The 25,666-nt window shown below is 28.6% G+C and carries 30 protein-coding genes and 1 riboswitch; of the genes, 28 read left to right on the forward strand and 2 right to left on the reverse strand.

What is annotated here, in order from left to right; translation table 11 throughout:
* Positions 1-2: 2 nt before the first annotated feature.
* A complete protein-coding gene (locus QMG30_RS22935) occupies positions 3-785 on the forward strand; it encodes an amino acid ABC transporter permease (protein ID WP_281819444.1) in 783 nt (260 codons plus the stop codon).
* Entirely contained in the window at positions 757-1,491 is a 735-nt protein-coding gene (locus QMG30_RS22940) for an amino acid ABC transporter ATP-binding protein (protein ID WP_281819445.1), read from the forward strand. The genes QMG30_RS22935 and QMG30_RS22940 overlap by 29 nt, the downstream gene beginning before the upstream one ends.
* 188 nt (positions 1,492-1,679) lie before the next feature.
* Here the strand turns inward: QMG30_RS22940 and QMG30_RS22945 are convergent, their stop codons facing one another.
* Positions 1,680-3,092, reverse strand: a complete 1,413-nt coding sequence (locus QMG30_RS22945; RefSeq protein ID WP_281819446.1) for a prolyl oligopeptidase family serine peptidase — start codon at positions 3,090-3,092, stop codon at positions 1,680-1,682.
* Between the two features lie 311 nt (positions 3,093-3,403).
* Positions 3,404-3,572, forward strand: a riboswitch (cobalamin riboswitch).
* Between the two features lie 168 nt (positions 3,573-3,740).
* On the opposite strand from QMG30_RS22945, the gene QMG30_RS22950 reads away from it, so the two are divergent.
* From QMG30_RS22950 to QMG30_RS23070, 26 genes are all read left to right on the forward strand, one after another.
* Positions 3,741-5,228, forward strand: coding sequence for a cobyric acid synthase (locus QMG30_RS22950; protein ID WP_281819448.1), 1,488 nt, complete (start codon positions 3,741-3,743; stop codon positions 5,226-5,228).
* Positions 5,229-5,358: 130 nt separating this feature from the next.
* The gene (gene cbiB, locus QMG30_RS22955; RefSeq protein WP_281819450.1) at positions 5,359-6,324 is read left to right on the forward strand and encodes an adenosylcobinamide-phosphate synthase CbiB; all 966 of its coding nucleotides are present in this window, start codon (positions 5,359-5,361) and stop codon (positions 6,322-6,324) included.
* A gap of 82 nt (positions 6,325-6,406) precedes the next feature.
* Entirely contained in the window at positions 6,407-7,438 is a 1,032-nt protein-coding gene (locus QMG30_RS22960) for a pyridoxal phosphate-dependent aminotransferase (protein ID WP_281819452.1), read from the forward strand.
* Between the two features lie 271 nt (positions 7,439-7,709).
* Entirely contained in the window at positions 7,710-8,276 is a 567-nt protein-coding gene (gene cobU / locus QMG30_RS22965; protein ID WP_281819453.1) for a bifunctional adenosylcobinamide kinase/adenosylcobinamide-phosphate guanylyltransferase, read from the forward strand.
* Entirely contained in the window at positions 8,276-9,004 is a 729-nt protein-coding gene (cobS, locus tag QMG30_RS22970; protein ID WP_281819455.1) for an adenosylcobinamide-GDP ribazoletransferase, read from the forward strand. The genes cobU and cobS overlap by 1 nt, the downstream gene beginning before the upstream one ends.
* 305 nt (positions 9,005-9,309) lie before the next feature.
* Positions 9,310-9,894, forward strand: coding sequence for a histidine phosphatase family protein (locus tag QMG30_RS22975; RefSeq protein WP_281819457.1), 585 nt, complete (start codon positions 9,310-9,312; stop codon positions 9,892-9,894).
* Positions 9,895-9,968: 74 nt separating this feature from the next.
* Positions 9,969-10,709, forward strand: a complete 741-nt coding sequence (locus QMG30_RS22980) for an AIR synthase related protein (RefSeq protein WP_281819458.1) — start codon at positions 9,969-9,971, stop codon at positions 10,707-10,709.
* A 434-nt stretch (positions 10,710-11,143) separates the two neighbouring features.
* Positions 11,144-11,350 carry a hypothetical protein gene (locus QMG30_RS22985; RefSeq protein WP_281819459.1) on the forward strand — a complete coding sequence of 69 codons (207 nt, stop codon included), beginning with the start codon at positions 11,144-11,146 and terminating at the stop codon, positions 11,348-11,350.
* Positions 11,351-11,401: 51 nt separating this feature from the next.
* Positions 11,402-11,911 carry a hypothetical protein gene (locus QMG30_RS22990; RefSeq protein WP_281819460.1) on the forward strand — a complete coding sequence of 170 codons (510 nt, stop codon included), beginning with the start codon at positions 11,402-11,404 and terminating at the stop codon, positions 11,909-11,911.
* Between the two features lie 379 nt (positions 11,912-12,290).
* On the forward strand, positions 12,291-12,455 hold the full coding sequence (locus tag QMG30_RS22995) for a hypothetical protein (RefSeq protein ID WP_281819461.1): 165 nt from the start codon (positions 12,291-12,293) through the stop codon (positions 12,453-12,455).
* A 789-nt stretch (positions 12,456-13,244) separates the two neighbouring features.
* On the forward strand, positions 13,245-13,715 hold the full coding sequence (locus tag QMG30_RS23000) for a hypothetical protein (protein WP_281819462.1): 471 nt from the start codon (positions 13,245-13,247) through the stop codon (positions 13,713-13,715).
* Positions 13,716-13,785: 70 nt separating this feature from the next.
* Positions 13,786-14,175 carry an immunity 22 family protein gene (locus tag QMG30_RS23005; RefSeq protein ID WP_281819463.1) on the forward strand — a complete coding sequence of 130 codons (390 nt, stop codon included), beginning with the start codon at positions 13,786-13,788 and terminating at the stop codon, positions 14,173-14,175.
* A 115-nt stretch (positions 14,176-14,290) separates the two neighbouring features.
* Positions 14,291-14,668, forward strand: coding sequence for a ribosomal maturation YjgA family protein (locus QMG30_RS23010; RefSeq protein ID WP_281819464.1), 378 nt, complete (start codon positions 14,291-14,293; stop codon positions 14,666-14,668).
* A 207-nt stretch (positions 14,669-14,875) separates the two neighbouring features.
* Positions 14,876-15,373, forward strand: coding sequence for a hypothetical protein (locus tag QMG30_RS23015; protein WP_281819465.1), 498 nt, complete (start codon positions 14,876-14,878; stop codon positions 15,371-15,373).
* 389 nt (positions 15,374-15,762) lie between these two features.
* Positions 15,763-17,010 (forward strand): 5-bromo-4-chloroindolyl phosphate hydrolysis family protein, encoded by a 1,248-nt coding sequence (locus tag QMG30_RS23020; protein ID WP_281819467.1) that lies wholly within the window; start codon positions 15,763-15,765, stop codon positions 17,008-17,010.
* An 88-nt stretch (positions 17,011-17,098) separates the two neighbouring features.
* Complete coding sequence (locus tag QMG30_RS23025; RefSeq protein ID WP_434784585.1) at positions 17,099-18,181, forward strand: toxic anion resistance protein; 1,083 nt, start codon at positions 17,099-17,101, stop codon at positions 18,179-18,181.
* Between the two features lie 387 nt (positions 18,182-18,568).
* Positions 18,569-18,856: a YwqJ-related putative deaminase gene (locus QMG30_RS23030; protein WP_281819468.1), complete on the forward strand. Its 288-nt coding sequence runs from the start codon at positions 18,569-18,571 to the stop codon at positions 18,854-18,856.
* Positions 18,846-19,310, forward strand: a complete 465-nt coding sequence (locus QMG30_RS23035) for a toxin-antitoxin system YwqK family antitoxin (protein WP_281819470.1) — start codon at positions 18,846-18,848, stop codon at positions 19,308-19,310. Before QMG30_RS23030 ends, QMG30_RS23035 begins: the two co-directional genes overlap by 11 nt.
* Positions 19,311-19,317: 7 nt before the next feature.
* Positions 19,318-19,515, forward strand: coding sequence for a hypothetical protein (locus QMG30_RS25115; RefSeq protein WP_330680834.1), 198 nt, complete (start codon positions 19,318-19,320; stop codon positions 19,513-19,515).
* Between the two features lie 38 nt (positions 19,516-19,553).
* The gene (locus QMG30_RS25120) at positions 19,554-19,925 is read left to right on the forward strand and encodes an endonuclease V (RefSeq protein ID WP_330680836.1); all 372 of its coding nucleotides are present in this window, start codon (positions 19,554-19,556) and stop codon (positions 19,923-19,925) included.
* Between the two features lie 363 nt (positions 19,926-20,288).
* Positions 20,289-20,618, forward strand: a complete 330-nt coding sequence (locus QMG30_RS23045; RefSeq protein ID WP_281819471.1) for a hypothetical protein — start codon at positions 20,289-20,291, stop codon at positions 20,616-20,618.
* 239 nt (positions 20,619-20,857) lie between these two features.
* Entirely contained in the window at positions 20,858-22,498 is a 1,641-nt protein-coding gene (locus QMG30_RS23050; protein ID WP_281819472.1) for a hypothetical protein, read from the forward strand.
* The gene (locus tag QMG30_RS23055; protein WP_281819473.1) at positions 22,499-22,810 is read left to right on the forward strand and encodes a hypothetical protein; all 312 of its coding nucleotides are present in this window, start codon (positions 22,499-22,501) and stop codon (positions 22,808-22,810) included.
* Positions 22,811-22,908: 98 nt separating this feature from the next.
* The gene (locus QMG30_RS23060; protein ID WP_281819474.1) at positions 22,909-23,220 is read left to right on the forward strand and encodes a hypothetical protein; all 312 of its coding nucleotides are present in this window, start codon (positions 22,909-22,911) and stop codon (positions 23,218-23,220) included.
* A 666-nt stretch (positions 23,221-23,886) separates the two neighbouring features.
* Positions 23,887-24,705: a hypothetical protein gene (locus QMG30_RS23065; protein WP_281819476.1), complete on the forward strand. Its 819-nt coding sequence runs from the start codon at positions 23,887-23,889 to the stop codon at positions 24,703-24,705.
* Positions 24,706-24,776: 71 nt separating this feature from the next.
* On the forward strand, positions 24,777-25,475 hold the full coding sequence (locus QMG30_RS23070) for a hypothetical protein (RefSeq protein WP_281819477.1): 699 nt from the start codon (positions 24,777-24,779) through the stop codon (positions 25,473-25,475).
* 78 nt (positions 25,476-25,553) lie between these two features.
* Here the strand turns inward: QMG30_RS23070 and QMG30_RS25195 are convergent, their stop codons facing one another.
* A complete protein-coding gene (locus tag QMG30_RS25195; RefSeq protein WP_334305046.1) occupies positions 25,554-25,664 on the reverse strand; it encodes a zinc ribbon domain-containing protein in 111 nt (36 codons plus the stop codon).
* Positions 25,665-25,666: the final 2 nt, after the last annotated feature.

Below are 25,666 nucleotides of genomic sequence, written 5' to 3' on the forward strand. Positions count from 1 at the left end.
TTATGAGACGAAAAGATAGAAAACCTACATTAACAAATAAAATCATCAGTGTTGTATTAGTCATTTTAATTTTAGTATTTTTTATGTGGTTATCCCTTAATGCAATAGGACTGAAATTAGATTTTTCTACATTATTAGAATATAGGCAGAGATTATGGCAAGGATTCTATATGACCATAATCATTTCTATCGGTAGCTTATTTATGAGTTTACTGATTGGATCAATTACCGCTGTTGGACAAAAATCCAATATACTGACAATTAAATATCTATGTAAGGCATACATTCAGATAATAAGAGGAACTCCCCTATTGGTTCAAATATTTTTCTTCTATTATATAATAGGAACGGCTTGGGGAGTTAATAATAGATATATAGCTGGAATACTGATACTATCACTCTTTGAAGGAGCATATATATCAGAAATAATAAGAGGTGGTCTTGAAAGCATTGGTAGTCAGCAGTATGAAATTGCAAGAGCTATAGGACTTAACTCTAAAAAAACTTTTAAATTTGTTACATTTCCCATATTGATGTCACATATTTTGCCAGCTCTAACTGGTCAGTTTGCTTCTATTATAAAAGATTCATCCCTACTATCTGTTATTGCGGTAATTGAACTTACTCAAACAATACAGGAGATAACTGCTGATAATTTCAGGATGTTTGAAAATTATATATTTGTTGGAGCTTTGTATTTTATACTTACCTTTGCTGTGTCATTATTATCTAGAATGTTTGAGAGGAGGTATAAACATGAATATAGAACTAAAAAACATTTGTAAGAGTTATGAAGGCAATGTAGTTCTAGAAAATATCAATTATGAAGATAATATTAATTCTATAGCAATCATTGGTCCATCAGGAGGCGGAAAATCAACTCTATTACGTATCATTGGTGGATTATTGCTTCCTACATCTGGTGAAATGTATATTGATGGCAACATAATTAATTTTGACGAGAAATCATTACAAGCTTTTCGCAGAAATATTGGATTTGTTTTTCAATCAAAAGGATTATTTGAGCATTTGACAGCTATGGAAAATGTTATACTGCCTCTTATACATACTTTTGGTATAAACAAAGATGATTCCACCCAAATAGCGAGTAAGCTGTTTGATAGATTTGGATTGGTACAGGAAAAAGACAAATATCCATCACAGCTATCTGGAGGCCAACAACAGCGAATTTCCATAGCTAGAGCTGTCGCTATAAAACCCAAACTTTTATTATTGGACGAGCCAACTTCTGCATTGGATCCAGAATATACAGGAGAGGTACTTGACATGCTTAATGAATTTCAAAATGATGGTTTGGATACTATAATAGTTACCCATGAAATGGGATTTGCAAAAAATTCTTGTGAAAAGGTCATATTTTTGGCAGAAAATACTATCATTGAGAGTGGCAAAAGCAGTAGAATTTTTAGAGAGCCTAAGAGTAAGCAGTTGATAAGTTTTCTTGATAAGATATTAGAGTGGAAGGTTTAATTTAATGCAGGCAGATAAAGGATTATAGCTTTGGGTTATATTTAATAGTGAATATAAGGTAAAGGCAAATATTATATTATGAAAATATTTGTCTTTACCTTTTTATACATAGTAGCTTAATTGCTTGGTTAGCTTGATCCAATTAGATTTTGTTAGTTATTGATGTATTGACGGTTATACTATTGGATTCATTGATTTGATAAAATAAATTCAGCTATATCATCAGTAACTTGTTTATCTACGTTAGAAGCTATGGAATATTCAGTTGGAGAAGGAGTGCCTTCACCTTTCATAAATAGATGATTAAGCCCATCATATAATTTGAATGTAACGGTATCCTTGGATTCTAAGCTTTCTTTCCATAGATTGAAATCATCTAGAGTAACTTGGTAATCTCTTTTCCCTTGCAAGAATAACATTGGTTTAGTAATTTCTTGTGCCATTACTGTAGGTCGATAATCTTTTAGGTCCAACCAATATTTTTTACCTGTGCCTCCTAAATCTTTTGCGGTATAAGTACTTGATTCGTCAAGTGATTTTACACGATCATAAACATTTTTATAATAATCAATTTGTTGTTGCTCTTCATCAGTAACAATATTATCCAAGTTAGCTAGATAAGGAATCTGATAAACTAATAAATCTTCTAATGGCCTAGCAGAACCTGCAAGGAAGATGTATCCATTTGCATCAGGAAGTTCATTAGCTATACGAGGCATTAAATATCCTCCCAGACTATGTCCTATAATATATATACCTTTAGCAGTGATATCTTTATTGTCAACAAGATAATCATATGCATAGACTACATCATCTATGGTTTCATCATATACAGTTAATTGATCTTGATTAGCGATTATTTTATTCCTATGAGTGTAAGTCCTTTTATCATATCTGAGAACTCCAATGCCATTACTTACAAGTGAATATGCTATGTCTCTAAAAGGTTTATTTGGTCCGATAGTCTCATCTTTATCACTTGGTCCGGAACCTTGTACAAGAATAACTATCGGGTACTCATCTTTGCCTTTTGGAACAGTCAATAAACCAGATAATTTGTATTCATCTGCACCAAATTCAACGGGTATTTCTTCTGCATTTTCAGGGAGAGAAACGTCTAGGTCAGCTCCTTCAGAGGTTGGTAATAAATTAAAGCCTAGTATGGATTCGTTTTCATCAAACATGACAATACACATGAGATTGGATTTGCTACATTTACTTATTATGGTTACTGTTGTATTTTTATCCTGAGTAATTGAGTTAGTGGATAAAATCTTTTCAAAATCTCCAACCAAACCAGTAATTTGGGTATCTGCTTTTGCTAAATTATCTTCACTTAATTGATTTTGTAATTCTTTAGAAAAATTAGTATCATCAATTATGGATTTAAAGTCTTTGTTTATATATAAGTTGAATAAATCTATAGCTGTTTTTTCATACTTATTATCAGTATCATTTGATTTTTCTTGTTCTGGTGAGGTGCCATTTTCTGTGGATTCTGATTGATTGCTATCTGTGATGGGTTCATCAGATTTTGAGTAATTATTGCATCCTGAAAATGTAAGTAAAATGATTAGTGTAATTAATATAAGCTTTTTCATAATAAATCCTTCCTTTCTTATGAAGTCATTTTATTATTGATGACTTGGCTTAGACTATCTTTAATTTAATGTGGGTAAAGCGTTAAGCCTTTCATAAGCTTACTCACATAGAATATTGAAGTGGTAAAGTCCAGTTGATATTAATAGGTTACTATAATAATTAGATTATTAGACAAATATCTAAATTACAATAATTATAATATATAAACTAAATATAGTCAAGATATTGATTTTATCTTTGGTATAGAATATAATGAATTCATGTAAAAATTTAATATATGCAAATAATACTACTATGTTATAGTGTATTATTTGCAAAAGTAAGTTGTGTTTTAAGGAAACTGGTGAAAATCCAGTACAGCCACCGCTACTGTAATTTACTACTAATGTAATAGAGGTCACTGGACTTAATAGTTTGGGAAGACATTACATTGGGTTATATGTATAAGTCAGGATACTTAGCACTGATTACTTGAATATTAAATCCAGATTGCGTGTGGAGATATGGGTTTGTTTTAATGTATATTTCAATTATTCTATGACATTTCTTCAAACGATATCCCCAAAAATCTTAAGTTTTTATAATCGAATATGTTAATGATAACCTAAGTAGTTATGTAAAATAATGAAAAAATGGAGTGAATAATAATGAATAATATTATGTTTCAGGGAACTGCTTCAACTGTGGGTAAAAGCATATTGACTGCTGCTTTATGTAGAATTCTAAATGATGATGGAATTAGTGTAGCTCCATTTAAATCTCAGAATATGGCGCTTAACTCTTTTATAACAGAAGATGGAAAAGAGATGGGCAGAGCTCAAGTTGTACAAGCTGAAGCCGCACGTATTAAACCACAAGTTGAAATGAATCCGATTTTATTGAAACCTACAAGTGATGTAGGAAGTCAAGTAATTCTAAATGGTAAGATATATAAGAATATGTGTGCCAAAGATTATTTCGGTACAAAGGCAGGACTAAAACAGCACATAATGGAATCTTATAATAAGTTACAATCCAAACATGAGGTTATAGTAATAGAAGGAGCAGGAAGTCCAGCGGAAATTAATCTCAGAGAAAATGATATCGTTAATATGGGAATGGCTGAGATGGTTGATGCTCCTGTTGTCTTAATAGGAGATATTGATAAAGGAGGAGTTTTTGCTTCAATCTATGGAACAGTTATGCTTCTGGAACCTGAAGAAAGAAAGCGAATAAAAGGGTATGTCATAAATAAATTCAGAGGTGACGTCAAGATACTTCAACCTGGTATAGATATGTTCTATGAAAAATTGCAAATACCATGTTTGGGGGTTATCCCTTATGAATCACTAAAAATAGATGATGAAGATAGTGTTACTGAAAGATTTGATATGAAAGAAGAGGCAGATATCATTATAGGGGTACTGCGGTTACCACATATGTCCAATTTTACTGATTTCACAGTATTTGAATTAGAAGATAATGTATCTGTAAGGTACATAAAAGAAAATAAAGATTACGAAGGAATTGACCTTCTGATTATTCCAGGCAGTAAAAATACCATAAAAGATATGGAATATATACACAATTCATCACTGAAGGCAGGTATATATAGAGCTCATAGGAATGATGTCCCAATTATTGGTATATGCGGAGGGTATCAAATATTAGGTGAAACCATTGAAGACGAAAAAGGTGTAGAAACTTCAATGTCAAGTATTAACGGATTAGGTTTGTTAGAAATTATTACGGAAATGGAAGATAGCAAACAAACTACCCAAATAACTGGAAATATAATAGAAGATATTCCTTTTGCAGAAAAATCCTATAATCTACAAGTTAGTGGATATGAAATACATATGGGTAAAACCGAGTTGATGGGTGATAGTTTACCACTTATTAAATTACAAGATGGACGAATAGACGGTGCAATGAACGCCAAGAAAAATGTAATGGGAACATATCTTCATGGAATATTCGACAACGATGAGTTAAGAAAACTGATCCTTGATAATATAAAGAATAAAAAAGGATTGGACATTGATAGTAACATTGATTACGCTAAGCTAAAAGACATTGAGTACGATAAATTAGCAAAACTAGTAAGAGATCATATGGATATAGATAAAATAAAAGATATTATTTATAATAGATAACTCAACTTTATAATTATTAATAAGGGTAAAGTATTATAATCACGTAGACATATCATTTCTATGGAGAAGGCATGATTATAATATTTTGCCCTGCTTACTGAAATATAATAAAAAATTAGAGGTGCTATAATTGAAACCCATAATAATATTATGTATAGCCATATTACTAGATAGAATATTTGGCGACCCTGTTAATATACCACATCCTATTATATATATAGGAAAATTAATCAGTAGATTAGAAAAGACAATAAGAAAGAGTAGAATACCTTTGAAGATTGGAGGTTTCGTACTTCTAATTACGACAGTCGGAATAACATTTTTTTCTATAACCCTAGTGCTATTCGTATGTTCTAAAATTCATCCATACATACAAGATATAGTAACTACCTATTTATTATATACTGCTTTGGCTGCTAAATGTTTAAAAGATGAAGTATTAAAAGTATATAAAGCAATAGAAAAGGATGATTTGGAATTATCTAGAAAACAGTTATCTTATTTAGTTGGAAGAGATACTAACAATTTAACTAAAGAAGAAATTATAAGAGGAGCAATCGAAACAGCAGCAGAAAATACTGTAGATGGAGTACTTGCTCCATTAATGTTTATAGCTATTGGATTTATTGTAAATATGCCTGTACAATTTGTATTTATGTATAAAGCAGTTAATACACTGGATTCTATGGTAGGATATCTCCATGTTAAATACAAAGATATTGGTTTCGCTTCTGCTAAGACAGATGATATATTTAATTATATTCCAGCTAGGTTAGGAAGCTTTTTTATGTTGTTAGCTGGAGGAGTACTCAGATATGATTTTAAAAAAGGATTAAAAATATTGAGAAGAGATAATAAAAATCATAAAAGTCCAAATTGTGGCTATCCAGAATCAGTAGTTGCAGGACTGTTGAATATTCAAATAGGTGGAACTAATACATATTTTGATGAGGTTGTGGTGAAACCAACCATTGGTGATCCTGGAGAAAAATTGAATGGTAAGCATATTGTTAAATCTACTAGTGTAATATATGTTTCTGAGATTATAACACTAGTTGTGATATGTTTAATTATGTTTTCAATATCATTTATTTAATTTATAATTCTTAATTTGTCTGCATTAAGTTACTTGTTAGAATAAGATTGATCAATTGTTTTACTAGAAAGGAATGAAATATATGAATAAGCACGGAGGATTCTATGGTAGACAGGGAGTTGTTGATTATAGCGTTAATATTAATCCGTTAGGTGTATCAGATAATATAAGACAAGCTATAATATCTAGTATAGATAATATATGTAAATATCCTGATATTGGAGGGAATGCAGCAAAAGAGGCGATTAGCAAACATCTTAATACAGATGTTGATAATATAATTATGGGGAATGGTGCTAGTGAATTAATATATTTGTTTGCTAGAGCTATACAGCCTAAGAAAGTACTGATTATTGAACCAACATTCAATGAGTACAGAAGAGCTTTTACATTGGCTGGTAGTGAGATATATAGTTATGTTTTAGATAATAATAATGATTTTACATTCGATATGGATGCTTTTTCCAATAAAGTGGAAGAGATTAAACCTGATGTTGTAGTTTTGTGTAATCCTAATAATCCTACTGGAAAATATATTGGTATTGATTTAATAGGTAAGCTTGTAGATATTGTGAAACAAGAGAATAGTTTTCTATTTATTGATGAGTCTTTTGTTGAGTTTACGGGTAATGAGCCTATTGGTAGTGCTATTGGGTATGAATGGATATTATCTCTTAGATCAATGACTAAGTATTATGCTGTGCCAGGATTAAGGATAGGTTATGCTGTGAGTAATATAAAAGTTATAGAGATGATGGAGAAGTACAAGGAGCCTTGGACTATGAATACTTTTGCTCTTGATATAGTGCCTAAGGTAATTGAAGATAGGGAGTTTCATGAAAAAGCTAATAGGTGGGTTAGTGAAGAAAGGGAATATATGTATGATGCGTTGAAGAAGGTAGAAGTTCTTGAGGTGTATAAGAGTTATAGTAATTTCTTTTTGTGTAAGTTGAAATATTTCTCAGGAAATAAATTGAATGAGGAATTGTTGAAAGATGATATGTTCGTTAGGGTTTGTGATGATTTTGTGTCGTTGAATGATAGGTTTGTTAGGATTGCTTTGAAGGGGAGGGAGGATAATTTTAAGTTGGTTTCAAGGTTAGTCAGGGTATAAGTATTAATAATCACTTGCCTTACCCTGAGAAGCGGTCGGTCTGCGTGATTATTAATACTTATACCCTTCGGTTTGGCAAGGGGGAAGTGGAGAGATTAGTTAGTTTGGTATAAGATATGCTTTATATAAGTTAAGTGTTTTATATTAATGAAAGAATGTTTATAATAAAATTACATAAGAATTATGTATTTAGTTGGTTTATTTTAGATGAATTATAAATTCAGTGAGTTAGTAAATATGATAATTTAGATATATTGAAGGAGTGATTGTAGTGGGAATTACTATGGTGACAGGTGGTGCTCGTAGTGGTAAGAGTAGTTACGGGGAGCAGTTGGCTAAGGAGAGAGGTAAAAGGATTGCTTATATAGCGACGGCAGTTGTAACTGATAAGGATATGGAGGAGAGAGTTAGGAAGCATAAGGAGTCGAGACCCAAAGAGTGGGTGACTATTGAGAGATATAAGGGGTTTGATGATGTTGATAAGGAAATAGTTGAGCAGACGGATTTGTTTTTTTTGGATTGTATCACTACTATGGTCACTAATTTGATGTTCGATAAGGATATTGATTATGATACTTGTAGTAATGAGGATATTCAGATGGTAGAGGATTATGTTTTTAGTGAGGTAGATAAGCTTTTGGATTTTATGAGTGACAATAATAAGGATATTATTCTTATAACTAATGAGGTTGGAATGGGATTGGTTCCAGCTTATAGGTTAGGGAGTATTTTTAGAGATATAGCGGGAAGAGTTAATCAGTATTTAGCTGGGAGAGCTGATGAAGTGTATTTTATGGTGTCTTCGCTTCCTATGAAAATTAAGGGAGATGATAGGTAATGAAGGGTTTCATACTTATGTTGACTTTTTTGACTAGGATTCCTATTAGATATAAGTTTGATTTTAATAGTGATGATTTTATTAAGGGGATAAAATATATGCCTTTGATTGGGTTAATCATTGGAGGGATATTATTTCCTATAAGACATTTTGGGGATAAGTTGGTTCCCATGATACTGTCATTGTTGATAATTTTAGTTTATTTGATTGTCACTGGTGGACTACATTTGGATGGGTTGGCTGATGTCAGTGATGGTATTTTCAGTTATAGGGATAGAGATAGAATTTTTGAGATAATGAAGGACAGTAGGATAGGGGCTTTTGGTGTTACTGCTTTAATATTGTACTTTATGAGTATGATAGTACTGTTAGGGTATAGTAATGATGTCACTATATTGTTGTTTCCTGTAGCTGGAAGATGTTTTGCATTACTTGTTTGTTCTCTTAATAAGTATGCAAAGGAAAAAGGAATGGGAAAAGATTTTATTGATAATACTAGGATTTCACATGTTATTGGTGGATTTATATTACTAATAATATTAGTTAGTTTATTTCAGAAATGGTTGTTGTTGATAGCTACAGTGATAACAGGGATAATCGTACTTTTAGTAAGTTCAAGTGTTAATAAAAAGCTTGATGGTATAACAGGAGATGTTATTGGTATGACTGTTGAATTTTCACAGGTTGTATTTTTATTAAGTGCCTATTTATTAGAAAGCTTATTATAAAAGATGTTATGTAAACTTTGCTGAGCCATATAGTAATTATTATTGCCTTATTATTTTAAATATACATAATAATTTATGTTAGATAATAGTTTTATCAAAAAATATATAATAAATAAGTTATTTATTAACCTTTTTTAAAAGTAACTTTTTATATCTGATTTTTTCATACTAGTTAAATAAAATGATAATGTTATTATCCTTTTACTATTATAGAGATACATTTTATATATGGAGTTTTGTGGAAAAGCTAACTAATTATATAAATTATTAGACTCGAATTGATGATGATATTATGGGGGTGTATTATGAAATTTATTTTTATAAGGCATGGTGAAACATGTGCTAATATTGACAAGCTCATATATGGGATAACACATTCTGAATTTACCGATAATGGATTGAAACAGATAGATAAAATATTAGACTATGTCAGGTTACAAGAAGTGGATTATTTTTATTCTAGTCCATTGAAAAGAACTCAAATTATTGCTGAGAAAATACAAGAATGTATTGGAAAGAAAGCTCAGTTTATTGATGAAATAGGAGAAATGAATTATGGTATTTTTGAAGGATTAACTTCTGATATAGCTTTACAAAAATATCCTGATGCTTATAACCAATTCATGAATGATTACAAGAATTATGTTATTCCCGAAGGGGAAAATGTTTTGGATTTTGATAAACGTGTTATTAGTTTTATAGATAAGATTAAAGATAAAGAAGGTACAAGCGTTATTGTAACTCATGGTGGAGTTATTAGAACAGCTATAATGCATTTATTAAATCTGAGCAGCGAAGATCGCTGGCATTTTAAGATTTTACCAGGAATGATTATAGAGATTGAATATAAATATGAATATGGTGTACTGTTGCAGATGATCAATAATTAAATTGATTATTAAAAAATTCAATTGTAGGAATAAAGGTTATTTGAATATGAAAATTTATGGAAGAGGTAGAATAAATGATTAAAAAATTTAGGGATATTACTTTAATTAGTTTTGATAATGAAAATGTATTAACCGTTGCTTGCGATTCATGTGGAGGTATAGGTAATAAAGAGCATGATGTAATAAAAGTTGACCCTTATATTACTGGATATTATACAGCTATAGTATCTCTTTCTGAAACTATAGCATTGGGAGCAGAACCTATAACTGTAATTAATACTTTTGCTGTTGAAATGAAAGATACAGGCAAGAGAATTCTTGATGGAATATATGCTGCATTAGATGAAATTGAAGTAGATAAGGAGTCGGTAGTTACTGGAAGTACAGAAGAAAATATTCCCGTTACAGTTACAGGAATTGGGTTGACTGTTATAGGAAAGGTCAATATGAAGAACTGGAACTATCCAAAGGCAAAATCAGGTAATATAGTTGTGGCAGTAGGGATTCCAAAAGTAGGGAATGAAGTAGTTGGTGATAAAGGTGAAATCATGACTTTAAAGATATTGAAAAGAATAAAAAGCCTTAACTTCATAGAGGATGTTTTGCCAGTAGGCTCTAAAGGAATATCTTATGAAGCTGGTGAAATGGCGAGAACAAGTAATTTGGAATTCAGACCATGTAAAGATGTAAGTCTTGATTTAAATAAAACAGCAGGACCTGCTACTTGTGCGGTTGTAGCTATGGATAGTAAGCATTTGGAAGATTTGAAACAAATGATGAATATTCCTGTTAATGTTGTCGGAGAATTCATATAAACATTTATTGATTAATAGAAAGAATATAATATTTTACTTGGAATTTTATGAGGATTTAATTAGAAGAGCAGAACTTTTCTTTAATGAATATTTTTTTTAGAGTATTAGTTTTTTGGTAATTATTAATATTGCTGCATTATAAGTTACAATTGGTAAACTTAATTAAATTTTACATTGGAATATAATTAAATATATAAATATACTTAATCATACATAGAGTGCAATATGTTATAAAAAATGCATTTTATCCCATAAATAATGTCGTTCGTCAGGATTTATTGAAATTATATTGTAAAAGATATAGTATTAATCAAGAGGAGGGGGTATTATTATGGGATTAACAAATTAAGCAAATACAATAGTATATTAAAAATAAAGGGTTAAATATTGAAGTAACAGGGAAACCAGATAGGGCTACATTTCAAGCTTCACAGATGATTGGAATAGGTGGATTAAATGATAATAGTTTTATTCAAGAACATAATTATATAGGACAAATCAAAAAGCTGAATTTTTGTAATAATTACCATAATACCTCTGCTAGTTCTATTTATCTTATAGGATATAATGTAGCTGCTGCTGCAAATCCAAGTTTCTTGGACGGAATAGGAGAAGCACTATCATATAAATATTTACAGTAAAGAACAAGGATTTAGAGTCCATATTACATGGGACTAAATTGGAGGTATAAAATGGATAAGCAAATAAAAAAAATTATTGTTAGAAAAGGGATATATAATGACTATGATTTTGTAAAAAAATACAAAAAGTGTATACAAGAAAATCAAGGGAAATCCTTACATGAGTTTGTTAAAATACTAAATAATAATGGTATATCTAAAGTGATTCTAGATGTTCCCAATAATGTTGATATTATGGAGAGTAAATTATATTCTGCATACAAACAAATTCTTGAAACAGGAAATGATAATGAATTGTTTGAAATTTGTTACCAACTTAGAAATGATGTTGCTATAAAAATTACTGAACATGTAAGAATTTACAGATTAATTGAGGAATTAGAGGGAAAAAATATTAATATTCTTCCGTGGTATCATAAAGATATTAATCTCTATATCTCTGATTCATGGTGGGAAACAGATGAAGAAATTTTAAATGATTTTAGCACAATTTCTTTCTTGGATTTCTTTATAAAATATAAAGCTTTTGGGTGGTATAATAAATCACAAAATAAGGAATAGATAAAAAATAAAATATGTATGAAAATAAGTATGATAGAAGTATACTCAGATTCATATGATATGACATTAGATAGACATGATAGATGAAAGAAGAAAGCTATTAAACATATAAAATAAAGTCATGATACTTTTGATGATTAAACAATAAGCACCTTGTATTGGTGCTTTTATTATATATCTTAATATTTGTTTGATTATTTATTGGAACAATGGGATATACCACAATAGCTATGTTTATTATCACAATACTCTTAATAAGTGGGTAATCTTATTAATAAGATTATTAAAAAGCAGTCTCTTAAACATAGATAGATTTATCTAATAAAACTTTTGGATTGTAAACATGTATTTAGACAACTTTTTAAGGCTTTTTCTCGTAATGAATTGGTTTAGATATTCTAATAATGAATTAGAGCATGATGTAATAAAAGTTGATTCTTATATTAGCGGATATTATACGGCTAATCTCTTTCTAATTCATGAAAAAGCACTTTATCATGCAATATACGATGAACATAATGATGTTGGAATATTTTCTAATTAATGTAACAGTAGACAATTGAAAGGATATTTAATTATGAAATCAAAACAAATTATATTAGTTTTTATGACGGTATTGTTTTTTTCTATAATAGAATTTGTACTTAAAATAAAACTAGATATGAATATATTGAACACAACGATTTTACAGAGAACTCTTAATGGAAATAATTGTCTTATGATTATATCATATGAAATGGTACGTTTGATATTGATAACTATATCCATAATTATACTACTAAATATTCTAAAATTTAGAGAGTATTCAATAATAAAAATATTAATAAAAGTTTTTTTAACAGAGCTTGCTATTTTTATTATTAATACTGTATTTGAAAATATTTATGCTCCATCGTTTATAATATTTTTAACAAGTTGTATTTCAATCATTTTATACTATACTGTGCTAGTATATATAATATATGAAAATAGATTTATAGCTCAGTTTCTTAAAATAAAAGGAAAATACTGTGTAATAATAATTGCTTTTTGTTGTTTATACTTTATTAATAATAGAATATTTATACATATATTATTCCAAAATTTTGAGTATACACTTTGGTGGGCGTTTAACCAAAATACGAATATGATAATATTTGATTTTATGAATAAGGTAATTTCCTGTATATTGTTCATATCATTGATATTAATTTTTAATGAAAAATTTATAGATGAAAATAGTAAAATATAATAAAAGCTTAAAGTATATTCTAAGATTTGAGAAGAAATAGAAATTTTTCATATATAAAAAAATATATGGTATCATATTATTAGTACTTAGTAAGGAGTAGCAATGATTATAAAAAAAAGAGAAAAAGATAAAAAATTAGTTTTTATACTTATAGTAGTATGTATTTTTATTTCAGCAATATTCATTTGTAATAATAACCAGTATAAAGATAGAAATTATAATGATTATATGTACGAATTCTATGAGATATATTTTCAGATAGCAGAAACAATCGATAATATAAGTTCAAAGGATATTAAAATATTAAGAGAGTCAGAAAATCAACAGGAGATTAATGAATTGAATACTATACTTATGGCAATGGAAAATGATATACCTAAGAATAAGAAGAGTAATTATAATAAATTAAATAATTGGTATATAGAATTAGTTGAATTAAGTGATGAAAAATATGAAAATTGGTGGGAATTAACAATTGAAGAAAGAAGAAAAGCTTATACTCAAATGGTAATAATAAGATTAAGATTAGTTGATTGGCAAGATAATAAGAGTGGTATAGCGTGGGAGAAATAAATGAAAAACATAAACTTTAATCTTTTAATTATATGTGGTCATATGAAGGATTAATAGGGAGTGAAGATATATGAATGAGAAAAATATTTCGCTATGGATAGGAACTTTTAAAGATAAAAATATAATGAAAGAGTATTTTACAGTCGGTCATTCCAAAGATGGTGATAGGGTAAATTCATTATTTGAAGATGCGTTTTTACTTAAAGATGTAAATGATTATTTTCGTGAGATAGCATTTTATGATGACATTAAAAAATCTATTGAGTTATTAATAAAAGGATGTTCATATGAGGAGCAAGTAATTCCTAAATTTATGGCAAATGTCAAGGGTGCTGAGGATTATGAAGGAAATACAGTTGCTCTTCTGTACAACTACAAGTTTAATGGTAGTAAAGTTCTTGACGAAGGTGGTGGTTATAGTATTATGTATATTGGAACTGTATCATATGACCAAGACTAGTTTACATGAGTTCTCTAAAATAAATGAATATTTTATAACAGTATCAATCACAACCGTGTAATTGGTACTTATTTTTTAGTTATTTCAGAAGCTAAATAATGGAAGGGATAGTATAATGAAACTGAACAAAAAATATATATTAATTTTTTTGATTATACTTTTTATAGAAATAGGTATTGCTTCTTTTTTAGAGGATAGCATTATTAGACCTTATATTGGAGATATCTTAGTAGTTGTTTTAATATATACATTGATAAGAGGGCTAATACCCAAAGTAATAAAGCTATTGCCGATATATATTTTTATACTTGCTACAATGGTAGAGTTTGCTCAATATTTGCATATTGTAGATATGTTGAATTTACAAGATAGTAAATTGTTATCTATTATTATTGGTTCAACATTTGATGTAAAAGATATTGTATGCTATTTGATTGGTACTGTGATTTTATTTATATGGATAAAAATAGAAAAAAATATAAATAATAGCTAGAAAGATGACTTGTACTATTAGAAAGCAAGAAGCTTAATAATTTATTTCAGTTTATTTATAAAACTGCTTGATTAGAACATATTTTAAAAGTATAACAATAAAGACAAAATAATGTTGACAATTAGATACTTTGTAAGGATAATAGTATATAAAGCAGATAAATGTTGTTTTATAGTACTTTTATAAAATTGTAGTAAGGGGGATGTTATGAATTACTTAATTCTAACTGAAAGAGCTAATTTAGGACCAAGTGCTATTGTTTTTTTTATGCTGATTCTATTAATATTTTGGATTTTATCTTTATTGAAGAAATCGTTTTCGGCTAAGGGTAGAAAACATGAGTACAATGAGGAAGATGTACATGAAAATGAAGTTTATACTGAATCATATGCCATGATGACAGATAGATATGATGTAGAATCATATGACGATGATGAAGATACAGATGAATATGAAGAAGAAAGTTATGAAACATATGAAAATGATAGCTATGAAGAAAGCAATGGAACATATGATGATAGTTATGAAGAAAACAATGAAACATATGAAGATGATAGCGATGAAACATATGAAAATGATAACTATGAAGAAAACTATGGTACATATGAAAATAATAGCTATGAAGAAAGCAATGAAACATATGAAGATAATAGCTATGAAGAAAGTTATAATACATTTGATGATAGTGATTCTTTTGATGAGTAAAAAATTAGCACCTTGTAGGAGGTGCTTTTTATAATGTCTATAAAAACTAACTTGTATATCAACTATAGGCAAAATAAAGGAGATTAGAATGTCTAAAAAAGACTATAATAGAATTTTATATTTATTGATTATTTTATTATATGTATTAGAAGGTAATTATGATACCTTTACTTAATCATAATTTAGACGAGCAATAATTGTAATATATAAAAATCTTATTAGAGTAACTTGTTTATAGTTTTATAATTAAGTTATGAACAACCTATAATATTTCTTCCTGTTTGAGTGGATTTTTAATTACAATCTTAATATTGATAGTTTGAAAATTACATAGTAATACGATATAATAAAAAAGAAGATTTTGCAAGTATCTAATGAGGAGGCAAACTATGGATAAAAAGAACTTCTCAAGCATCGGAAATGAAATCAAGGATAGTGTTCGAAAAGCAGTCAACACTAGAGATTTTAATCAATTAAATAAAGATATTGGAAATACCATAAACAATACTTTAGATGATTTTAAAAGTTCTATAGGATATAATCATAATAATAGCAAGAATAGAAAAAAATGTGATAATAAGCACATATATAATGAACGATACAAGGACAGGCATTATAGATATAACCATCATTCAAATAATCCACCTTGTGAAGAAAACCAAGTTAATAAAAATAAGGATATTTCTAATTATATGCAATTTGTAAAGCCAGTTGGAAGAATATCTGGAATATTATTTACTGTATTTGGTAGTATTGGACTTGGATTGTTTGGAATTGCCATCATTGTGATGGGTATACTTGGATATGTTTTGGATAATAGCCTTTTTTATACCATTTTAAAGGGATTAGCACCGTTGTTTGGTGTTAGTATATTTTTGACTGGAAAAGGTGGGTCAATAAGAAAGAGATTAAAACGTTTTAATAAGTATATCAAGTATACTAAAAATAAAAATTATTGTATGATTAAGGAATTATCTAATTATACTGGATTTAAAAAAAGGTTTATTATAAAAGATTTGCGTAAAATGATTTATTTAGGTATGTTTCCAGAGGGACATCTGGATGACCAAAAAACTTGTTTTATGCTTAATAATGAAAGTTATGATCAGTACCTTAAGCTTCAGGAAAAAGTGAAAGCTGAAAAGTTAGAGAAAGAACAAGAGGTTAGTAAGAAAACGAAAGAAACAAGTAACGACGAAATTAAAAATTCTGAACTTAAAAAGTCTATAGAAGAAGGTAAATCATATATTAGACAGATCAGGGAAGCAAATGATGTTATTTCAGGTATAGAAATCACTAAAAAATTGTATCAGTTGGAAGATGTAACAAGAAAAATTTTTAATTATGTTGAAAGTCATCCAGAAAAGCTTTCAGATATTCAAAAATTTATGGACTATTATCTTCCTACTACTGCGAAATTATTGAATGCTTATAAGGAATTGGATATGCAGTCGTCACAAGGGGAAAATATTTGCTCAGCAAAAATGGAAATAGAGAATACGCTGGATACCATTAATTTAGCTTTTGAGAATTTATTGGATAGTTTATTTCAAGATGTAGCAATGGATGTAGCAACGGATATATCGGTATTAAACACTATGCTAAAACAAGAAGGGTTAACTGAAAAAGATTTTTAATTAATTAGGAGGATGAAAAATGAGTAATCAAGAACCAACTTTAACTTTTGATGCTTTATTTGATGAGACTGTAGAGAAGGAAAATAATATGCAAGATATGATGTTGCAGAAATCTGAGCAGGTAAATAAAGAAAATCCCGCATTCAATGAAACTATGTTGACAAAAGAAGAACGAAAAATAGTTGAAGAGTTCTCTGAAAAGATTGAATTAGACAAAACTAATCTCATTCTCCAATATGGTGCAGGAGCTCAGAAAAAGATTGCAGATTTTTCTGAAACAGCGCTTAATAATGTTAAAACAAAGGATTTAGGAGAAGTAGGAGAAATGCTTTCAGGTGTTGTTTTAGAGTTGAAAAGCTTTGATACAGAAGAACAAAAAGGTCTATTTGGAATTTTTAAAAAGTCTTCCAATAAAATAAATGCAATGAAAGTAAAATATAATAAAGCAGAAGTAAATGTTAATAAAATCTGTCGTACACTTGAAAGTCATCAGATTCAGTTATTAAAAGATGTAGCCATGTTGGATAAAATGTACGAAATGAATAAAACATATTTTAAAGAGCTCTCTATGTATATATTGGCTGGTAAGAAAAAACTTGCTAAGGTTCAGTCAGAAGAACTTTCAGCTTTAGTTGAAAAATCATCTAAAAGTGGACTTCCAGAGGATGCACAGGCCGTAAATGATATGATGTCAATGTGTAATCGTTTTGAAAAGAAAATTCATGATCTTGAATTGACCAGAATGATTTCCATTCAGATGGCTCCACAGATTAGGTTGGTGCAAGGAAATGATACTCTTATGGCTGAGAAAATCCAATCTACTATAGTAAATACAATTCCACTATGGAAAAGTCAGATGGTACTTGCTCTAGGTGTTGCACATTCCGGTCAGGCAGCAGAAGCGCAAAGGAAAGTTACTGACATGACTAATGAATTATTAAGGAAAAATGCCGAAACACTCAAAATGGCAACTATTGAGACCGCAAAGGAATCTGAAAGAGGAATTGTAGATATTGAAACTCTACGCACTACCAATGAATCTTTGATTTCAACTCTTGATGAGGTAATGCATATTCAGAATGAAGGTCGCCAAAAGAGAAAAGAAGCAGAAAAAGAACTTAATCGTATTGAAAATGAATTAAAGCAAAAATTACTTTCTATCAAAGGTTAGTAAAGATATCCATGAGGTTATGTTTTAGTTACTGAAAAACATAGCCTCTTTTTTTGATTAACGATTAAATTCTAAAAATACATTTAGCCTTCTGGTTGAAAAGCTATTATTCTTGAAATTCCAATTTCACAATTAATAAAAGAATGTAAAAAAATATATAGAAGAGTTAATAAAGATATTAAACGATTGGAAATTTAATTTATAAATTATTCTATATTCAATTAAAATAAAGCTGATAGGGTAAAAAATCAACTGTTAAAGAATGTAATTATACATCATATGGTTATACCAGCAAACAAGGATTTTACCTATAATTATTTTAATCTTAAAAAAATAACTAGCATAATACATAATAAGTAGTATGTTATAAAAAGATTGCCAAAAGTAATGGATGAGTATATTAGTGGAAGAATTGTTAATATGCCTCAAAATATACTTAACAGCTATAATAAAACCAAAAGAGCAGGTTCACATGCAGAAGTAAATGCTTTGAATGAAGCATTACTAGCAAGAAAAGGGGCAAACATAGATGAATTTATGATACATGTGATAAGTACTAAAGGCTTAGGACCTAGTATTCCACGAGCAGGTATTCCAATGCCAAGATGTCAACACTGTGAATATATAACAAATGGATCAAATTATTATCCGGAGGTGTTAAAATATGGGAAATAATATATTAACTAAAGAAAATGTAATGAAAAATGGTGTTAATTTCGAAAAATTATATAATGAGTATTGTAGTGATAGAATTCTAGATAAAGCTGAAGATAAAGGTGGAAAACTGTTTACAGGATTGGTTTATGAGCTTAATAATAATGGACAATTAGCATATTATTGTTTTTATAAAGATGGATTAGAAAATGGGCAGTATGTTGAATTTTACGAGAATGGAAATGTTCAAAGTGTTCAACATATGAAACATGGAACTATAGTAGGTAAAGAAAAGATATGGTTTAAAAATGGTATGATAAAATCTGTAGGCGAATATGAATACGGTGTATGCTTAAATTTAAAGGAATGGAATGAAAAAGGTGTTTTAATTAATCAAAAATTAGAACCTACTGAAAAAGACAAAAAAATGATAAACAACCAAAAAGATTGGCATAAAACTATGGGAAGAGAATGAGAATAGTATGGAAATAAAAGAAGTTCATAATTTTGATGTTTATAAAGAATCTAAGTTTATAGAGATACAAAACAAATTAATAAAAAAAATAATATTGAAAAATAATTTTAATAAAAGTAGTATAAGATTAATTGCAGGTGTGGATTTGGCTTATTGGAATAATGGAAATAAGCAGTATGGAACGCGTTCAGAGAATTACCACTAGTTATAGAAGCTTCAAAAAAATTATCATCAGAACCTGATATATTTATTTTTGATGGTAATGGATATTTACATTTTAATCATATAGGTATAGCTACGCATGCTTCATTTTTCTTATGTAAACCAACTATAGGAGTTGCAAAAAGTTATTTAAGAGTTAATTCAGTTGATTTTGATATGCCAAAAAATAAAAAGGGGTCATACACTGATATTGTAATAAATAAAGAGGTATATGGTAGAGTTCTTAGGACAAGAGAAGGTGTAAAGCCTATATTTATATCATGTGGAAATTATATTGATTTAGAAACTTGTACAGAAATAGTACTTAACTTAATTAATAATATTAGTAGAATACCAATCCCAACAAGATTAGCTGATTTAGAAACACATATTAGTAGGAGGGCATTGAGCTAAAGCTAATTAATAATAAAAGTTACTGTATACAGAATATATATAATTATGGAAGGCTTAAAGTATTGATACCTTAAGTCTTTTATTTATAATCTGTTAAATCTATAGCAATTTGAAGCTAAATAATGAAAGGGATAGTATTATGTAAAAAATATATATTGTTTGTTATTATTCAAGAAGAAGATAGCTATGATGAAAACAGTGAACAAATGAACATATTAGTTATATGAATGTAATAATACATTTGGTTATAAGAGTCTTTTGGTGAGTAAATAATAAGACCTTATTTGGGTGCTTTATTAATAAAAACGAAATTTCAATAAAACTAATTTGAACATTAACAATAGTTACATAAAGGAGATCAAAATGTCAAAGAAAAACCACAATATAATTTTATACATAATGATTATTTCATTATATATACTAACATGTATTTGTTTATTTCTTGCAGAAAAGGGATACACAACAATAGCTGAATTAATATTCTCCATTCTCCTAATAAGTGGAAGTATATTAGGATTTGTTAAAAAAGCAATAGTATTTTTACCATTAAGAACATCAATAAAAACAAACTATTATGGAAACCAAGACAAGTTCATGCATATCTTTGGATATTTCATGAATGGATTAACACTTTTATTTGGAGTGTATCTATTGATTAATATACTAATTAATAATCCTAGTTGGAGCTATTAGTTAGTAAGGATATAATTATTTTTTGATATAGATTTATGTTTGTTTGAAGTTTAAGAGGTATCTTTTAGTAATATGTAAAATAGAAAATCTACAATTAAAAACCAGATTAAAATGAAATACATAGTGTGTTGTATGTTATAAAAAATGCATTTTATCCCATAAATAATGTCGTTCGTCAGGATTTGTTGAAATTATTTTATAAAAGATATAGTATTAAAAAAAAGGAAGGGAGTATTTTTATGGGATATACAAGTTATAATTTAAATAGGTTATATGATAAAGAAAGCGATATAAAAAAAATAACAGAAATTATCGACTATATATTTGATACATTCAGAAATGTATATAATTCAATTGACTTTGACATTAAAATAAGAGACAATATAAAAGAGCAATTTGTTGTATTGACAAAAGATTTAGAAAATCTTGTTGAACGTTCCTATAATAGTGGACAAATTATCAATAAAGCAATAGCTGAATATAGTGAAGGTGAAAATCAAATAAATAATCTATTTTCAGGATTATTAGATGATACTACTAGCTCAAGTAGTTCTAATATGACTGACATGAGACATAATGGAACAACATTAAGCGGTTTTAGTGTTATACCAAATTGGTTTGAATTATTATATAATCAAGTTACAGGGAAAAGTATAATAACACATTTGCATAATTTTTTTGAGGGAATAAGAATTAATGTAAATAATAAAAATTACTCAAAGTCAGTAACATCAGAAGATACATATACCAAATTGAGTTCAGAAAATCAATTTTATGGTGCATATAAGAATACAGAATATTATCGTAGAAGTAAAATTAAGGAAATACAACAGTATATTCGAGAAAAAGGAATAAGCATAGATGCAACAGGTCGTATAGACAGAACTACATATCAGGCTTCACGAATGATAGGAATGGATGAATTAGTAGATAGTGGATTGATTCAAAAAGATATTTATGGTAATTATAGGTTTATATTTAACAAATATAGCAATTATCCTGTTAACCATATTGAATCTAATGAGTATCATGATAAACCAGAGAAAAAAAGTTTTTGGGATAAAATTGGTGATACATTAAGAAGTATACCAGAGGTAGCATCTGATGCATGGGATACAACGTCTGAATTTGCGTCTAATGCATGGGATACAACAACTGAATTTGCATCTGACGCATGGGATACAACATCCGAATTTGCATCTAACGCATGGGATTCAATATCTGAAGATTTATCTAATACATGGGACAAGGCAACACATGCTGATTATGGGCAAATGGCATTAGGAGCAGCACAGATTGTTGGTGGATTTACTGAGGGCAAGACTGGAATTGGAATTGCAACGGCTGGAACAGCACTATCAGGAGGTATACTTGCCCCAGTAGCAATGTGTGGCGGTGGCTATTTAATGGTAGATGGTATGAGTAATATTTCAGATGGATTTGGTAAAATGCATAATGGATGGAATAATATTGATCCTGATAGTGAAGAGGCAGTAGATTGGAATTATATGAGGAATGGCTACAAAGCTGTCTTTGGGGATGAAGCAGGAGAGACTATATATAATTGTACACAGGTAGTAGCAGCTGCAACAACAATATCAAAATCTATAACTACTCAAACTGCGATTAAAGGATATACCAATTCACGGTTAGCATACCAATTAAATAATGGAACTGCTGGACCTTTGAAAATAAATTTAACAAATACCAATGCTATTATTGGACATTTTAATACAAGTAACGTACCAATAAAAACTATATCAATAAAATATTGGAATTTTTCTACCCTATCATTTTTTACAGGACTAGATATCTTTAATTCTCGAGGCAGTGCTGAAGATGTAATTGATGAAGTTCAAGAATCACTTAAGGAGGATTAGATGAAATTAAATAAGAAACAAAAATTCTATTTAGGAACATACCTATTAGGTTGTGCTATTGCAGTGCTAGAATCAGGAGTACCATCAATCATATATCTCATACCAATAAAATTATTTGGAATTCTTCTAGCTATAACAGTGGGTAGAGCTTTTTATTTGGGAGATGAAAGAAAAATGCCATTTACTTCTGTGGTATTAGTGGGTGTAAAAAGTGCATTTATTGCATTATTATTAATTGTTGGTTCAGAAATATTAAGAGATACATTATTATCACATGGTATAGATATATCATTTATTACTGCACCTTTTTGATCTTAGATGTAAAAAGCAAGGTCACATAATTAAACAATATTTAATATCCTTCTTTAAATTACCACTAAAGAAGCGCATGATTACTTAAGGAGGATTAGATGAAATTAAATAAGAGACAAAAATTCTATTTAGGAACATACCTAGTAGGTTATGCTATTGCAGTGCTTGAATCAGGAGTACCATCAATCATATATCTTATACCATTAAAAGTATTTGGACTGATATTAAGTATAACAATAGGTAATGCTCTTTTTATGGCAGATGAAAGAAAAATACCATTTTCTTCTATTATATTAGTTAATGTGAAAAATGTAATGATTATGACATTATTAATTATTACAACATGTATTTTAAAAAAGACATTATTATCACATGGTATAGATATATCATTTATTACTGCACCTTTTTAATCTCAGATGCAAAAAATAGGGTACCATTTAAACAATATTTAATATACTCTTTATGAGAGTATATTATTTTTACGAATTTTATTTTAATAATACTAAAATAGCTTTATTAATATATAAATTCTTTTTTGAATTATCACTAAAGAAGCGCATAATTACTTAAGGAGGATTAGATAAAATTAAATTAAGAAACAAAAATTCTATTTAGGAACATACCTAGTAGGTTATGTTATTGCAGATTTTTTACCGTCAATTAAGATAACAAAGTCAGCTATTATGACGTAGATTAGATTAAAAAAATTACACTCAAAATAAACTGCAACTTAGTTCAATCAATACATATAAATTATGTTGCAGATTTTGTAATAAAAATATATTATTTATAAATTTTCTATTTTATGTACTTATTTCACATTTAGATCTGTTTCAGAAAATTTACACCCAATAGCATTTCCCTTAACTTACTGAATTTGTTATTTCAAGAACAAATGAAGAGTGTTCTAATGAAGGTGTAATGTTATAGTTCTTTTGATATTATAAATGATAGCGAATAATACTAGCATGTTATATATCATAAAAAAATGCATTTTATCCCATAAATAATGTCGTTCGTCAGAATTTATTGAAATTATTATAAAAGATATAGTATTAAAGAAAGGGAGTATTTTTATGGGATATACAAGTTATAATTTAAATAGGTTATATGATAAAGAAAGCGATATAAAAAAAATAACAGAAATTATAGACTATATATTTGATACATTTAGAAATGTATATAATTCAATTGACTTTGACATTAAAATAAGAGACAATACAAAAGAGCAATTTGTTGTATTGACAAAAGATTTAGAAAATATTGTTGAACGTTCTTATAATAGTGGACAAATTATCAATAAAGCAATAGCTGAATATAGTGAAGGTGAAAATCAAATAAATAATCTATTTTCAGGATTATTAGATGATACTACTAACTCAAGTAGTTCTAATATGACTGACATGAGACATAATGGAACAACATTAAGCGGTTTTAGTGTTATACCAAATTGGTTTGAATTATTATATAATCAAGTTACAGGTAAAAGTATAATAACACATTTGCATAATTTTTTTGAGGGAATAGGAATTGATGTAAATAATAAAAATTACTCAAAGTCAGTAATATCAGAAGATACATATACCAAATTGAGTTCAGAAAATCAGTTTTTTGGTAAGGAATATAAAAATACAGATTATTATCGTAGGAATAAAATTAAGAAAATACAACAGTATATAAAAGGAAAAAACATAGATGTAACAGGTAGTTTGGACAAAGCTACATTTCAAGCTTCATGTATGATAGGAATGGATGAATTAATAAATAATGGGTTCATTCAAGAAGATAGTTTTATAGACGATGGAACATTTATACTAACGTACAAAACAACAATTTTATCAACTTATTTAATTCTAGCAGTTATAATATTGAAAAAGATATTTCAAATAAATTAGAGACTAAATCTCTTGATTATGAAGGTCTCTCTAGAAGTAATAAGAAATATGTAACTTCCTTAATAGAAGGAATGGAAGTAACTGCTAATGGTGATAAAAAATTTGAAAAATACGTTGGTTGGGTTGACTATAGCTATTTTGAAGAAACATTTGACAATTTCATTATTGCGCAACAATCAAATCTTTGGAAGTGGTGCAATGATGTTGAAATTAAGGCTACATATTATACTGAAGTGGGAGTTCAAACTATAGGTGGTATTTCAGAATATACGTTGGGTACAGGTGTAGTTGGTACATTCGGTTGGACAGGATGGGGAATTCCTATTAGTATAGGTGGCGCATATATTGCAGCTGATGGGGCTTCTAATGTAACAGGGGGTATATCTAAAATAATTAGTGGATTTAAGGGTGAATATCAGGGCGATACAATGAATATTATGAAAAGATTGTATATAAATATTTCCCCCAAATATGGAGAGGAATATTATAATAATACACAGATGGAAATTGGTTTAATATCACTAGCATCACAAGTAAATTCGCTTAAAAAAGGTATAACTTATCATCCTAGAAAGAAGAATATAGATTATGTTGTTAAGAATAATATTGATTACCATACTCAGGTAGTTAAAGTAAATAACAAAATCATTATAACAAGAAGAGTAATTGATGAGACAATTAAGAACACAAGAATACTTGATAAAACAATAGTTGACTTAAATACAGTAGATGTGACATGCTCCCCCACTAAACCTATAAAACGGTTTTGAGGGGGCTTCTTGGGACGTAGTAACCTAATGGTTACTATTATTACCAAGCTCTACGGGCAAGCCTTACCCTGTAATATTTTAATATTGCAACAACAATTTACCTTGATTTTTAATGTTTATACTTGCATTTAGGTCTCTATCTATTGAATTGCCACACTCACAAGTATATACTCTTTCTGATAGTTTCAAGT

This window comes from Vallitalea longa (assembly GCF_027923465.1).
Classification (GTDB): Bacteria; Bacillota; Clostridia; order Lachnospirales; family Vallitaleaceae; genus Vallitalea; species Vallitalea longa.